Annotated in this window: 15 protein-coding genes and 1 pseudogene; 11 read left to right on the forward strand and 5 right to left on the reverse strand. The window is 48.0% G+C overall.

Features of this window, described 5'->3' with window-relative positions; translation table 11 throughout:
* The first annotated feature begins 148 nt into the window (after positions 1 to 148).
* From HPY31_RS02640 to HPY31_RS02650, 3 genes are all read left to right on the forward strand, one after another.
* On the forward strand, positions 149 to 1,342 hold the full coding sequence (locus tag HPY31_RS02640) for a glycine C-acetyltransferase (RefSeq protein WP_012686276.1): 1,194 nt from the start codon (positions 149 to 151) through the stop codon (positions 1,340 to 1,342).
* A complete protein-coding gene (locus tag HPY31_RS02645) occupies positions 1,339 to 2,301 on the forward strand; it encodes an L-threonine 3-dehydrogenase (protein WP_007724835.1) in 963 nt (320 codons plus the stop codon). The genes HPY31_RS02640 and HPY31_RS02645 overlap by 4 nt, the downstream gene beginning before the upstream one ends.
* Positions 2,302 to 2,454: 153 nt before the next feature.
* Positions 2,455 to 2,613: a hypothetical protein gene (locus HPY31_RS02650; RefSeq protein ID WP_172138175.1), complete on the forward strand. Its 159-nt coding sequence runs from the start codon at positions 2,455 to 2,457 to the stop codon at positions 2,611 to 2,613.
* A gap of 92 nt (positions 2,614 to 2,705) precedes the next feature.
* On the opposite strand, the gene HPY31_RS02655 is transcribed toward HPY31_RS02650, so the two are convergent.
* From HPY31_RS02655 to HPY31_RS02665, 3 genes are all read right to left on the reverse strand, one after another.
* Positions 2,706 to 3,260, reverse strand: coding sequence for a spore coat protein (locus tag HPY31_RS02655; RefSeq protein WP_172138177.1), 555 nt, complete (start codon positions 3,258 to 3,260; stop codon positions 2,706 to 2,708).
* Between the two features lie 151 nt (positions 3,261 to 3,411).
* Positions 3,412 to 3,780 (reverse strand): hypothetical protein, encoded by a 369-nt coding sequence (locus HPY31_RS02660; protein WP_172138179.1) that lies wholly within the window; start codon positions 3,778 to 3,780, stop codon positions 3,412 to 3,414.
* A 135-nt stretch (positions 3,781 to 3,915) separates the two neighbouring features.
* Positions 3,916 to 5,520 (reverse strand): S-layer homology domain-containing protein, encoded by a 1,605-nt coding sequence (locus HPY31_RS02665; protein ID WP_253901646.1) that lies wholly within the window; start codon positions 5,518 to 5,520, stop codon positions 3,916 to 3,918.
* A gap of 146 nt (positions 5,521 to 5,666) precedes the next feature.
* Here HPY31_RS02665 and HPY31_RS02670 point away from each other — a divergent pair.
* Positions 5,667 to 6,645: pseudogene (locus HPY31_RS02670) on the forward strand (YpdA family putative bacillithiol disulfide reductase).
* 10 nt (positions 6,646 to 6,655) lie between these two features.
* Here the strand turns inward: HPY31_RS02670 and HPY31_RS02675 are convergent.
* Positions 6,656 to 6,994 carry a histidine triad nucleotide-binding protein gene (locus HPY31_RS02675; RefSeq protein WP_007727375.1) on the reverse strand — a complete coding sequence of 113 codons (339 nt, stop codon included), beginning with the start codon at positions 6,992 to 6,994 and terminating at the stop codon, positions 6,656 to 6,658.
* A gap of 327 nt (positions 6,995 to 7,321) precedes the next feature.
* Here HPY31_RS02675 and HPY31_RS02680 point away from each other — a divergent pair, with 327 nt between their 5' ends.
* Positions 7,322 to 7,762 carry an Rrf2 family transcriptional regulator gene (locus HPY31_RS02680; RefSeq protein WP_172138183.1) on the forward strand — a complete coding sequence of 147 codons (441 nt, stop codon included), beginning with the start codon at positions 7,322 to 7,324 and terminating at the stop codon, positions 7,760 to 7,762.
* 85 nt (positions 7,763 to 7,847) lie between these two features.
* On the opposite strand, the gene HPY31_RS02685 is transcribed toward HPY31_RS02680, so the two are convergent.
* Entirely contained in the window at positions 7,848 to 8,903 is a 1,056-nt protein-coding gene (locus tag HPY31_RS02685) for a bifunctional transcriptional activator/DNA repair enzyme AdaA (RefSeq protein WP_016740423.1), read from the reverse strand.
* A gap of 266 nt (positions 8,904 to 9,169) precedes the next feature.
* Between HPY31_RS02685 and HPY31_RS02690 the strand changes: the two genes are divergently transcribed.
* The 6 genes from HPY31_RS02690 (at position 9,170) to HPY31_RS02715 (ending at position 14,065) form a co-directional block, all read left to right on the forward strand.
* Positions 9,170 to 9,544 carry a response regulator gene (locus tag HPY31_RS02690; RefSeq protein ID WP_172138185.1) on the forward strand — a complete coding sequence of 125 codons (375 nt, stop codon included), beginning with the start codon at positions 9,170 to 9,172 and terminating at the stop codon, positions 9,542 to 9,544.
* Positions 9,545 to 9,682: 138 nt separating this feature from the next.
* The gene (locus HPY31_RS02695; RefSeq protein ID WP_172138910.1) at positions 9,683 to 11,044 is read left to right on the forward strand and encodes an ethanolamine ammonia-lyase subunit EutB; all 1,362 of its coding nucleotides are present in this window, start codon (positions 9,683 to 9,685) and stop codon (positions 11,042 to 11,044) included.
* Between the two features lie 20 nt (positions 11,045 to 11,064).
* Positions 11,065 to 11,898, forward strand: a complete 834-nt coding sequence (gene eutC / locus HPY31_RS02700) for an ethanolamine ammonia-lyase subunit EutC (protein WP_026134035.1) — start codon at positions 11,065 to 11,067, stop codon at positions 11,896 to 11,898.
* Positions 11,899 to 11,974: 76 nt separating this feature from the next.
* The gene (locus HPY31_RS02705) at positions 11,975 to 12,184 is read left to right on the forward strand and encodes a hypothetical protein (RefSeq protein ID WP_015890910.1); all 210 of its coding nucleotides are present in this window, start codon (positions 11,975 to 11,977) and stop codon (positions 12,182 to 12,184) included.
* A gap of 374 nt (positions 12,185 to 12,558) precedes the next feature.
* The gene (locus HPY31_RS02710) at positions 12,559 to 13,488 is read left to right on the forward strand and encodes a helix-turn-helix transcriptional regulator (RefSeq protein WP_172138187.1); all 930 of its coding nucleotides are present in this window, start codon (positions 12,559 to 12,561) and stop codon (positions 13,486 to 13,488) included.
* Positions 13,489 to 13,570: 82 nt separating this feature from the next.
* Positions 13,571 to 14,065, forward strand: coding sequence for a GyrI-like domain-containing protein (locus HPY31_RS02715; RefSeq protein WP_172138189.1), 495 nt, complete (start codon positions 13,571 to 13,573; stop codon positions 14,063 to 14,065).
* Positions 14,066 to 14,179 lie beyond the last annotated feature (114 nt).

Below are 14,179 nucleotides of genomic sequence, written 5' to 3' on the forward strand. Positions count from 1 at the left end.
ATGTGGACGTTTTAAGTAAATGGTGGTAAAATGTCTGTAGATTAAGTTGATTTTATGCGAATTTTATCAAAATGATATGTCCATACAGTGTGAACAATTGTTTTTGTGGAAGTTACTAATCGATGGCTGAATAATGGAGGGATTCTCGTTGGCGAGCAAAACACTTGAACATTTTTTACATGAAAATCTGGCAGATTTGAAGAGCAAGGGACTGTACAACGTCATTGATCCACTGCAAAGCGCAAATGGTCCTGTCATTACGATTGCAGGAAAAGAACTGATCAATCTCTCCTCCAATAACTATCTGGGCCTGGCTACTGATCAACGTCTTGTGGACGCTGCGATTGCAGCAGCAAGCAAATATGGCGTAGGGGCAGGAGCTGTTCGTACGATTAATGGAACCTTGGACCTGCATGTGAAGCTGGAAGAAAAGCTCGCTGCCTTCAAGCATACGGAAGCTGCAATCGCTTACCAATCTGGCTTTAACTGCAACATGGCTGCGATCTCTGCTGTCATGGACAAGGACGATGCGATTCTTTCTGACGAATTGAACCACGCTTCCATTATTGATGGATGCCGCCTGTCACGTGCACAAATTATCCGGGTGAACCACTCCGATATCGATGACCTGCGTGCGAAAGCGAAGGAAGCAAAAGAATCCGGCAAATATAAAAAACTGATGGTCATTACTGACGGCGTATTTTCGATGGATGGCGATGTTGCCAAGCTGCCGGAAATCGTAGAGGTAGCCGAAGAATTTGACTTGATTACGTATGTAGACGATGCTCACGGCTCTGGTGTTCTCGGTAAAGGGGCAGGAACGGTTAAGCATTTTGGCCTGTCTGATAAAATCGATTTCCAAATCGGCACGCTTTCCAAAGCAATTGGGGTAGTCGGCGGTTATGTAGCGGGACGCCAAGAGCTCATCGACTGGCTCAAAGTACGCAGCAGACCTTTCCTGTTCTCGACTTCGCTGACGCCAGCGGATGTGGCTGCTTCCATTGCAGCTATCGATATTTTGATGAACAGCACTGAGCTGCACGACAAGCTGTGGGATAACGGACATTACCTGAAAAAAGGCTTGAAAGAACTCGGCTTCAATATCGGGGAGAGCGAAACGCCTATCACTCCTTGCATTATCGGAGACGAACAGCAGACTCAAGAATTCAGCAAGCGACTGTATGAAGAGGGCGTGTACGCGAAAGCGATCGTGTTCCCGACAGTACCAAAAGGAACCGGCCGTGTACGGAATATGCCAACAGCGGCGCATAGCAAGGAAATGCTGGATCGTGCCCTTAGCATCTACGAAAAAGTTGGGAAAGAAATGGGGATCCTGAAATGAAAAAAATTCTGGTAACCGGGGCGTTAGGACAAATTGGTTCCGAGCTCATCATGAAACTACGCGATATTTACGGAGCGGATCAAGTCATCGCTACAGATATCCGGAAAAACGAAGACGATCCTGTAGTGCAATCGGGTCCATTCGAAGTTCTTGATGTCACAGACGGAAACCGGATGTTTGAGCTGGCGAAGAAACATGGCGTGGATACGATCATGCATTTGGCTGCCCTGTTGTCTGCAACAGCAGAAGCAAAGCCACTCTTGGCATGGAACCTGAACATGGGTGGGCTGGTAAACGCGCTGGAAGCAGCACGTGAGTTGAACTGCCAGTTCTTTACACCAAGCTCGATTGGGGCATTTGGTCCGACTACACCGAAGGACAACACACCGCAGGATACGATTCAACGCCCTACGACCATGTATGGTGTCAATAAAGTTTCCGGTGAGCTGCTCTGCGATTACTATTATCAAAAATTTGGGGTAGATACGCGCGGCGTGCGCTTCCCAGGTTTAATCTCGTATGTAGCGCCTCCGGGTGGTGGTACGACTGACTACGCAGTAGATATTTACTACAAGGCGATCCAGCATGGAGCGTATACGTCCTACATCGGCAAAGGCACGTACATGGATATGATGTATATGCCTGATGCGTTGAATGCGATTGTTTCCCTGATGGAAGCAGATGCCTCCAAGCTCATCCACCGCAACGCGTTCAACGTGACTGCGATGAGCATTGAGCCAGAAGATGTAGCAGCAGCGATCCGTAAACACATTCCTGAGTTTACGCTCTCTTATGAAGTCGACCCTGTGCGTCAGGCGATTGCCGATAGCTGGCCGAACTCCATTGATGCTACGGCTGCCTTGCAAGAGTGGGGCTTCAAAGCCGAGTACGACTTGGACAAAATGACCGAGGACATGCTCGCAAAACTGCGGGGAAAGCTGCTCCAGCAAGTCGGATAAACGAATAGAGAAAAGGAAATTGTGCCACTTCTTCTTGTGCCGTGATGCGAGAGAGGTGGCCATTTTTTGTTTGTCCGTTCACATGCACATTATCAGACTTTTGAATGCCTTTCCTGTTCTCCGGGCACATTATGAAAAGAGAGGGGGAAAATCATGGATTTACGAAAAAACTTGCAGGACAACCATTCGAATCACGACGAAGAAGGACAAGTCATCCCCAATATACAGGACACGAAAGACAGTAGTGATGAGGAACGACCAATAGAAAGCTGGGGCTGGTCGAATAATACCGAGACGGTTCGAGAGAGCTGACACCATGTAACAAACAAAACCTTCCGGAATCCGGGAGGTTTTTCTTGTACACACAAAGGGAAAACCGTCCAAACAAGGACGGTTGTTGAGGCTTACAGAAGCATTTGTTGTTGAGGCTGATAGGCGTTAATCATCGTGTTCATTGTGTGATCGGCAAGCTGTGGAGCTTGGTAGTAGCCTTTGGCATTCAGATATTGCCAGGTTTCATAAGCCATTTGCTGGCAAGCATTTGCCCCATTTACATGATATTGCCGGATACCTGGATCTACGCACTCAGCCGCCCAGAGCATGCCGATTGCCGAACCCGCTTTATGCCAGTTCAGCATCAGGGTAGCAATCGTCATATCTGACAAGCGGGTTGGATGTGGGTTGGGTGCAGCCATCTGCGGGTTATTAAGACCTACTGCTGTAGGTTGTGCTACACGCAATTGGATAGGCGCGGGTGCAATGTTAAAGCCTTTTCCCTGCAAGAGGCTAATCCCTTGCTGGTAGGCGTTCATGATCATTTGCTGATGTCTGTTAATGATACCTGTTAATTGCGGGTCTTGTGCCATCTCGGCAAGTACTCCATGCATTTCAATCGCGGCGTGTTTGGAGCGGAGAGCTTCTTGTGTTTCCAAAAACTCATGGGCAGCAAATCGTTGCATAATAGCCTCCTGTAATCGAATTGGGTTACTGTCAACCTTTGATAGTGTTTGTATAGAATCAATGGATATTCAGGAAAAAATGGGGAAAGGTTTGTCGCTGACTTGTTCGTGTGTAATGGCGAGCCCTTCGTGGGCATTAGGCAAAGGGATGCTAACTCACGTATTCCGCTGAGTACGAATTGAAGCCTGCATGTACCGAAAGTAACGTATTTGCATAGCCAACCAAACGATTGACGGTCTCATCGACTACTGCGTAGACGAGCGGATGCAGAGGAGGGTCATGCAGTTTTGGGTCATCGAAAATCACGGTGGTGTTGATGAACACATCCCGATTTCCAAACAAGTCGTAATGAATGAATACTTTCCCGCAAGCCCCTTCTGTCTGCGGATCTCGATATCCCGGTAAAAACAGATACCACTCCTCAGCTGTTGCAGAACGGAAATTTTTTGTGAATGTGAGACCTTGGATAGCTTCTTCTGTTTTTCTTTTTAATTCAGGGCTCATTAAAATATCCGGCAAGAACCTTTCCTCCTTCTGCTCCTTTTCAGTATGAAGAAAGGAGGGCATTCCCATGCAGAACACAAACCTAGCACAACAAAAAGAAGCGCCTCTGCCACGGCTATAGCCGGACGCGGGCGCTTCTTTTCATGATTCTTACAGTTTTTCACGTGCATGTTTAAGGGTGATCGAATTGGCAATGGCTGTCCACATATCCGTTGATTCAGAGCCAACGTACCAGTACGCCAGGCCACCCACTTGCCATTGCAGACTAGCTTGAGCCTTGAGCCCAATCGAACGGCTTTCTTCCAGCCAAATTGTGTGTGTGACGCCTTGCTTTTGATACGTCGAACGGTATTGGCCAACTTTATCGTCCCATACTGTTTTTGCTCTGTATTGTGAGAGCAACTGGTATGACTCAGGGATGCTAATATCTGTTGACTTCAATGTTCCATTCGATTGGTACCAGTCGCGCGTGTAAAGAGGCATTCCGACGATGAGCTTTTGGGTTGGAACCTCGTCAAGCAAATCGGTAATGACTTTCGTAAACCAAGGCAAGGATGCAACGGAGCCTGCTTGTGACCCACCTACCCAATGCTCTTCATAGGCCATGACTACCAAATAATCCGCATACTTTGCTAATTTGGCAAAATCGAAAGGATCGCTCCAGTCTGAATCACCATCAGGCGGAATATCTACAGATAGGACAGTGCCTTTTGCGTGAAGAGCAGTCGCGAGCTCCTGAATAAACAAGGTGAAGTTGTTGCGATCCGCAGGGGAGAACCCTTCAAAATCGATGTTAATCCCATTTAGGTGGTATTGATCAATGAACGAAGAAAGCTTTTGCACGGCTGCTTTTCGTTTATTGGGATCGGACAGCATGGCGTGAGTAGCATCAGGATCAAATTTATTCCCGAAAAGCGGCCACACCTGCTTGCCATTTGCATGTGCCCATTGGACAAGGGAAGTATCCGTAGAGTCGCTAATCGTTCCGTCTTTTTGCAGGAAGTACCAACGAGGAGATAGTGTATTGACTCCGCTATTCTTGACTTGTGCGATGAACTCCTCTGTTGTGGATTGGTATTGCCATCCGAGAGAGACAAGCGACTTTGCTGTAACGTTTTGCTTCTTCAGATTCTCCTGAATTCGATACAAAATAACAGCGGTTTCTTCTCTCGATAGTGCTTGAGTCGGGCGGAAGTAACCATTGTAGCCAACCAACCAATTTTTCTGCATGGCGTGGCTGACTGAGGGGCGTGCCCAGCTCGAAATCGCATTGGCATCCTTCACAGACAACTGGTAAGAAGACGAAATGCTTTGTTCCAGTGCGCGTACGAGAAACGTAGCGGCCTCTTCGCGAGAGATCGTCTGGTTCGGAGCAAAAGAAGTAGGACCGATGCCATTCGCGATGCGAAGTCCAGCAGCAGCTTGTACGTACCCGTATGCCCAAGAGTTTTTCGGAACATCCGAGTAGGCTGCGACGTTGCTGACCACCGGTTTCATACCGAGCGTTCGTGTGAGCATCGCGACAAACTCAGCACGCGTCACCGGGCGAGTTGGGTGAAAGTACCCGTTTTCATCGCCGGAGATGACACCTGCCGCCTGTAGCGAACGGATTTGCTCTATCGCATAACTGTTTGCGATATCTTTTAAATTTTTCGTCGAGGCTGTGGATGCTGGGACTCCTATGGCAAAAGAGAGACCGTACACCAGAAAAGCCAAGGAGACTAACCAGATATGTATCTTTTGTTTTTTCATCATACATCCAGTATAAGGAGGGAGAACCATTCTTTCATTGGTCAGATTTTGGTAGAGACCTTGCAGGGGTGTCCGAACTCTTTTTCTGGGAATGCGATATGATATGATGGAGGAATAAGAATAGAGAGAATGAAGCGAGGCGGAGAGAAATGGAAGACGTACTGATTGTAGGCGGTGGACCTTGTGGACTGGCAGCGGCCATTGCCTGCAAGCGAGCTGGACTTGATCCCATCATTATTGAAAAAGGGTCGCTTGTCCATTCGATTTATCGCTACCCGACCTACATGATTTTTCATAGCACACCAGATTTACTGGAAATCGGGGGTGTACCTTTTGCAACGGCGAACGACAAACCGACTCGACAAGAGGCACTCAATTACTATCGACTGGTAGCAGCGCGAGAAAAATTGCGCGTGAACGTATATGAAACGGTGACGGAAGCGAAGAAAACACCAGAAGGCTTCCAGATTACGACTACAGACCGTTTCGCCAAAACAAATACGTATGAAGCGAAAAACTTGGTGATCGCCACAGGTTACTTTGACAATCCAAATCGGTTGCAGGTCCCAGGCGAAGAGCTGCCAAAGGTTTCGTCCTTTTATAAGGAAGCACATCCGTATACAGGGATGAAAGTAGCGGTAGTGGGGGGGGAACAACTCTGCCGTAGACGCAGCGATGGAGCTGGAACGGGCAGGTGCAGAGGTAACGGTGATTTGCCGCCGAACGGGGCTATCTGACAAGGTCAAGGCATGGACAAGACCTGTTTTTGAGAGTCTGATCAAAAAAGGACGCATTCACATGCTGTTTGGTGCAACCGTCGAGAGCATTGAGGAACGTTCTATCAGGGTGAGGATGGGCGAGGAAGTCATTACGCTTGCCAATGACCATGTATTTTCCTTGATTGGATACCGTCCGGATCGTACCTTCCTTCATTCGTTAGGGGTTATGATTGACGAGGAAACGGGAATCCCAGCGCATCATCCTGAGACAATGGAGACGAACATCCCAGGACTCTATATCGCGGGAGTCATTGCGGCGGGCCGTCACGCGAACGCCATTTTTATCGAAAATGGAAGGTTTCATGGTGAAGGTATCGCCCGCCACATTGCCTCTCACGAAGAGCAGTAGCCGCTATTGATTAGAACTGCCACTCCAATTGTCGGCCTCCAATGAGGTGGTAGTGCAGATGGAAGACGGTTTGTTGCCCATGCTTGCCAATGTTGGTTACGATACGGAAGCCATCCTCGTTCACGCCCATTGTCTCTGCCACTTTTTGCAGCGACAGATGGAGGTGACCGATCAGCTCCTTGTCCTCAGGCTCGATAGCCAGAACGGATTGAATATGCTTTTTCGGAATCATCAGGACGTGAACAGGGGCGACAGGATTAATGTCGTGAAAGGCCAATACATGCTCGTCCTCATACACTTTTTTAGAAGGAATGTCTCCGTTTACGATTTTGCAAAATAAGCAGTCCATAGGGCTATACATCCTTTCTATAATGATAGATCGTAAAGCCTACTTCGTCATGCAAGTAGGCTTTCCCTGTTTTTACTCCGGAAAAGTCCGTTCAAAAAACTGAAGAACCTCACGCCAAGAGTGCTCGGATGCGTAGGCGTATTTTTGGGCGTACCACCTTTGAGCTTGGGAAACCAAATCCACCGAGTGTAATATGGACGGGAACAATTGACACAGTCATTATAGTAGAATGAAAAAAGTTCGACGGAACGAAAAGTGACGGTATGGTTAACTTGACTTCTTGCATTTGGTGTAACTATAATCATTACAACGAAAGGGTGACAACGTATGAAAATCAGCAGCCGTTTCTCCATTGCGGTTCACATTTTATCACTGCTTTCCATTAATTCGAATTCGCATTGCACTTCTGAATGGATCGCAGGTAGTGTGAATACAAATCCAGTTGTGATCCGACGTGTACTGGGGCTGTTGAAGAAGGCTGGGCTCGTGAACGTACGTGCGGGAGCTGGCGGCGCTTCTCTCGCCAAGGAATTGGATCAAATCACGCTTCTTGAAATTTACCGTGCAGTCGATGTCGTGGAAGAAGGGCAGCTTTTTCACATCCATGAGCAACCGAACCCCGATTGTCCAGTGGGTGCGAATATACAGTTTGTGCTGGAGTTGATTTTGACCCGTGCGCAGCATGCCATGGAGGAGATTTTGGGCGGAGTGAAAATGTCCGAGCTCGTAGATAACCTTCGTCAAAAAATAACCGAAAAAGCGCAGTAAGAACAAAATGCCCTTGCATAAGCGAGGGCATTTTTGCTAGGAAGGAGTGCCCGCATCCATTTTCCAGATGTTTCACGAATTCGGGTCAAAGGGGGTGGGATGTTTCTTTTTCATGATGAAGCAGCCAGCGTTTGCGTGAAAGTCCCCCTCCGTAACCTCCCAAATCACCATTGGAGTTGATGACCCGGTGGCAAGGAATGACAATCGCTAACTGATTCGCACCATTTGCTTGCGCGACTGCACGAAAGGCGCTTGGTTTCCCAATAGCTGCTGCAACATCGGAATAGGATGAAGTATGCCCCGGAGGAATTGTTTGCAAATGCTCCCAGACCATTCTTTGAAAAGGCGATCCGCACAAAAACAAAGGCGTTGCAAATTGTGTTCGCCCTCCGTCAAAATACTCCTCTAACTCACGTTCAATCGAACGGATAGGTGCTGTAGAACCAGGGATAATCGCTGACTTCGTTCTTTGTCTAAGACGTTCAACTTCTCGTTCCAAGCCACGGCGGTCAATGAATTCAAGGAGATAGAGAGCTTCTTCATCCGCAATGGCGATCATGGGACCGAGTCGCGTATCCAGCCATGATGCCTTTAAGATAGGATGATCACCAAGAAGAGTAGGTGCTGCCCCCATAATTCGTGAAAATGCGTCTCGAAAACCACTGCTAGACTCGTAACCGGTGGATAGCTGGGCATCGATGACGGCTTTTCCTTCTCTGATTTCTTTCAGCGCAATCCCCATACGTCGCGCCCTTGCATATTCGACGAACGTCATGCCAAAACGCTTTTTGAATTGGCGTCGCGCTGTTGCAGCATCCACGGATAATCTTTGAAAGTCATTTTCGGTCCAGCGCTGCTCGGGGTTTTCTTCTACAGCGTTTACTAGCTGACGGACGAGCTCGGAAACATGATTGGGATGTGAAAGTGGACGGCAGCGCTGGCACGGCCGGAATGAGGCCAAAAGTGCTTGTTTGGCATGATCAAAAAACTCACAATTGATAAACTTAGGTTTTCTTGCTGGACACGTCGGGCGACAAAATACGCCAGTTGTTTTGACTCCAACAAAAAAGACACCTTCATATTCTGAATTTTTATCCAGTAACGCCTGATAATACTCGGACTTCATCTCGGCCGTTATCATTCGGTTCCCCCTCCAACGTTATGTTTTCATTTTATCGCTCACCCAAAATAGCTGCAGCCGAAAATCTTACATTGATTTTTTCTCATACCTTCACGTAGGAAGCAACAAGGGGGAAGGGTAGGTTGGATTTAAGGTGGAATTAGCCTGAAAATATAGATATAATAAACGTATTCAGAAATATGCGATAAACCGACAACGGCGTCGGTTGCGTATGAAAATGATGAGCAGTTGGCACGTCCGTTCACTGGTGATCGGGAGGTGGAGTATTGCGTCAGCATTATCGAGTCATCATCATAGACGACGACCCCATAACGCGTATGGACCTGGTCGAGATGTTGCAAGAGCAGGGATATAACGTCGTAGCTGAAGGAAAAAACGGCAAAGAGGCCGTTCGATTGACGCAAATGTGGAACCCGCATCTCATTATTATGGATGTGAAAATGCCAATTATGGACGGTTTGACAGCGACTGGGATTATCCGAGAGCAGTCGGACGCAGCGATCCTTCTCTTGACTGCTTACAGTCAAAAGGAAATGGTCATGCAAGCCAAAGCGAAGGGGATATGTGCCTATCTGGTCAAACCCGTCATGGAAGAAGAACTGCTACCCGCAGTGGAGTTCGTGCTTACAAGCAAACAATGAACGCAAAAAAGTGAATCGATAGGAAGAGCAACGGCGCTTGGACCAAGGCGAGCATTTCGTCTTTTGTTTCGAAGCGCTTTTTTCGTTCCATGAAATAGAGTTTACGGAAAGCTGAAAAGAAAGTGAGTGAAGCTAGAGATGAAATTGGCTTGCGTTGTACGTAAACAGCATTACCAGTTTACTTCGGTTCGTGACGTATTGGCAAAAGCGAGTGAAGAAAAGTCTGGCGATCACATGAGTAAACTAGCAGCCAATTCCGCACTGGAGCGGATGGCGGCCAAAGTCGTATTAAGCGAAATGCAACTTCGTGATCTATATGAAAATCCAGTCATACCGTACGAAAAGGACGAAGTGACACGGATCATTTATGATGATATTAATCTCTCTATTTACGATGAAATTAAAAATTGGACAGTAGGGGAGCTACGGGAGTACATCTTGTCGTTTTCCACAGGAATGCCTGAGCTGACACGAATTAGCCGTGGGCTGACCAGCGAGATGATTTCCGCTACGGCCAAGCTGATGTCCAGCATTGACTTGGTCATGGCTTCCCAAAAAATGAAGCATCAAGCTTACTGCAACACACTGATCGGCGAGCCGGGAAGACTGGCGTTCCGCTGTCAGCCGAATCACCCAATCGATGATCCCGATGGTATTTTGGCTTCGATGAAGGAAGGCTTGTCCTATGGATCTGGCGACGCTGTCATTGGAATTAACCCGAATAACGACTCCGTTGAAAGCGTTACCAAGCTCTTGAAAATGACACATGATTTCATGCAAAAGTGGGAAATCCCTACACAAAACTGCGTACTGGCCCATATCACGACACAGATGCAGGCTCTTCGCGGCGGAGCGCCCATTTCCCTGATGTTCCAAAGTCTGGCAGGTTCACAACGCGCGAATGATGCGTTTGGCGTAAATAAAGAGATTTTGGATGAGGCAATGGAATTGATGCTCCGAAAAGGCACAGCGTCGGGACCAAACGTCATGTATTTTGAGACAGGGCAAGGCTCCGAAGTGTCGCTGGACTCTCATGAAGGCGTCGATATGCAGACGCTGGAAGCGCGTACGTACGGTTTTTGCCGTCACTGGAAGCCATTCATGGTCAATAACGTCTCTGGCTTTATCGGACCAGAAACACTGTATGATGGCAGACAGATGATTCGTGCTGATCTGGAGGATTTGTTCATGGGCAAGCTGCATGGTTTGCCGATGGGAATCGCTCCGACTTATACGAACCACATGTATGCGGATCAGAATGACCAGGAGATTGCAGGGATGCTGACTACCTTGGCAGGGGCGAATTTTTATATGGGCGTACCAGGTGGGGACGATGTCATGCTCAGTTATCAAGACACCAGCTACCACGATGACGCCAGCTACCGCGAGCTCTTGGGACTGCGACCTCTCCGGGAATTTGAGAAATGGATGGAAAAAATGGGCCTTATGGAAAATGGTCGTTTGACAGATCGCGCAGGCGATTTAACCATTTTTGACTAACGAGTGGGGAGGGAAGCATGGTGAAACAGATCAATATGGAAGACTTGGTCCAGCGCGTAATCGATGAGCTGTCCAAAAAAGGCCAAGGAGTGATTCATTTTCCTGAGCAAAAGCAATGCGGGGTCAAGAATCCAAACAATCCAGAAGCATTGGAGCAAGCGATGAAACGAACGCCGGCTCGCATCGGAATCGGGCGGGCGGGCACCCGGATGAAGACGGGAAGCTACCTTCAATTTCGGATTGATCAGGCCGCAGCACGCGATGCGGTTATGAAAACGATCAGTCCAGAGCTAATCGAGAGTCTGCAACTGCCTGTCCTTCATTCAAGAGCGACAAGCATGGAGGAGTATTTAATGAACCTCGACTCCGGACGGATGCTATCGGATGAGTCCGCGCGTTGGCTGGAGCAGCATGGGGATAAAAACAAAGACGTGCAAATTGTCATCTCGGACGGACTGAGCACCTCAGCGTGTGAGGCGACGATCCCAGACTTGCTGCCTGCGTTAATCCAAGGTCTTTCCATGAGAAACGTCAGTGTAGGAAAGCCAGTGTTCATTAACAAAGGTCGCGTTTGGATTCAGGATCAGGTCGCATCCATCGTCAATTGCAAGGTTGTCATTTCCTTGATCGGAGAAAGACCGGGACTTGCGACGGCAGAAAGTCTCAGTGCTTACATGATTTACAAACCGGATGCCAATACGGTAGAATCAGATCGTACGGTTATTTCTAATATTCATAAGGGTGGCACGCTACCGATTGAGGCAGGTGCTTACCTTGCAGAACTTTTGGAGGAAATTTTGAAGTACCAGGCGAGTGGTGTTAAATTATCACAGCTTCGGGCGATTAACGGGTAGATTCCCACTGGCGCTTCCTCCTGTCTTGCACTAGAATACATAGAAGATAACCAATTTCTATGAGGAGTTGCTACGCATGACGGAGCCAAACCAAAACGAAAAAAATACCACCGAACAAAAGCCTGGGAAAATCAGCCTGCAAGAGGCAATGAAGCGCAAAATGGCAGAAAAGAAACAAGCGCAAGCACAGGCTAATAACCCAATGAATCAAAAGGCACAAAATCAATCCATGAAAAGCCAGCTCACCAAAAAACCAAACAATCAACGCAGACGTATGGGCGTATAGCTTCAAATGAAGCAAAGCAAAAAAGGAATGTGCAGCAACTTTAGGCTGCAGGTTCCTTTTTTGTATGATCATTCATACGGGAATGATCTTCAAATCTTTAAAAGGTATCGATGAACCAACTAAGCTGGCGAGAAGAAAAAGCACAGGGCTCGCAGACCTTGACAACGTCTACCCAGTCGGAACTTCAAAAAGGGGACCCGCTTGTCGAACACTTCTCCCCTGAGAAACTTCCGCCCGTAGGGTGGCTTTGGCTCGACGGTCCCCTTTTTGAAGTGGAGACGTCCAGTGAATCCCCCAGCTGGCGTGTCAGAGTCGAAGAGACCTGTGCTTTTTCTTCTCCACCACTATGTTGACTCAAAAAAACGGAGGCTTTCATGAAGGTAGAACGGCTACTCGCTATTGTCATCATGTTGTTGAACAAGCGCCGTGTGAGCGCCCGTGAACTATCCGAGCACTTCGAAGTATCCTTGCGTACGGTCTATCGGGATTTGGAAACCATTAACGCAGCCGGAATTCCAATCGTAGCGTACCCTGGGGCAAGCGGCGGATACGAGATCATGGAGAATTTTACGATCGATCGACAATACTTATCCTTGGACGAGCTAGTCGCAGTTATTGCTGCGCTAAAAGGGGTTCATTCCTCCACAGACGACAAGCAAATCGGACAGCTTCTGGAAAAAATAAAAGCGTTACTCACCACTGCACCATCCTCTCTTCAAGGAAGTGCACATCCTGTTGTTTACGACTTTAATCCGTGGGGCAGTACACCGGCAATCGCCGAAAAAGTAAACAAGCTGCGGGAAGCCATCGAGAAAAGACTTCGTGTGCGGATCATTTATACGAAAATACAAGGCGATGCGACAGAGCGCACCATTGAGCCTGTCACACTGATTATCAAAGGTTATGTGTGGTACGTGTACGGCTTTTGTTTACAGCGCCAAGAAGATCGGCTGTTTCGCCTATCGCGGATTGCAGACTTGTCCGTGCTGACAGAGGAGTTTTCCCCTCGGCCCTATCAAATAGATAAACTGGAATGGCTCGAAGAATGGGACACAGCAGAGCGTATTTCTCTTGTCCTCGAGTTTGCGCAGCGTGTGCATGTAAGGGTACGGGATATGTTTGCGCCAGAAGCGATAGAGACCATGCAGGATGGCTCATTGCTGGTACGAACGAAGATGACAGACGATGAATGGTTAAACGGCATGCTGCTTAGCTTTGGCGATGCCTTGTGTGTACATGAGCCTTCCCATGTAAGACAGCGAATGGGGGATACGGTAAAAAGAATGACGAAACTTTATGAATAAACATTGGAACGTTGACAGATAGTTGTCAGGGTATGGTCGTTATACTAAGTCATGTAAACAAACTCTGACAGGAGCGTGGTTAATGATGAACCCAACAATTGTCAAACTGGATGAAATGCGTGTAGCGGGCTTGCAAATTCGGACAACCAATGAGGCGGAAGGCGGACCGAATGGGAAAATTGGGGGACTGTGGCAGCGCTATTATCAAGAAGAGCATCCCATCAAAACTCCCCATCAAAAAGAACCGGGTGTGGTTCTGGGGGTGTATTCCGATTACGACAGTGACGAGACAGGCGAGTACGCCTTGTTAGTAGGAACTGTTGTAGAAAAAAACGGTGAGCTCCCTGCTGAGCTCACAGTCAAGACCTTGCCGGCTTCTACTTACGCTGTATTTACGACTCGTGTCGGCCCGACGGTAGAAGTTGTGATGGAAGCGTGGGCGAAGGTGTGGGAGTGGTCCCATCAACCGGGGAACAAGCGGACATTTACCGGAGATTTCGAACGATATGACGGAGTGCGCTGCGCTGATCCTAACAACGCGCAAGTGGATTTGTACATCGCAATCGCAGAAGAATAATAGTGCAGCATCTCATACATGCAGTCGTAGTCGATCAGGCTACGACTGTTTTGCTTTTTTCCATGATTTCTTCACAAGTTTCGTTTACTCTAGAGAGAGTGTGGCAGAGGGGAG

The sequence above is a fragment of the Brevibacillus sp. HB1.3 genome, assembly GCF_013186635.1.
Taxonomy (GTDB): Bacteria; Bacillota; Bacilli; order Brevibacillales; family Brevibacillaceae; genus Brevibacillus; species Brevibacillus brevis_D.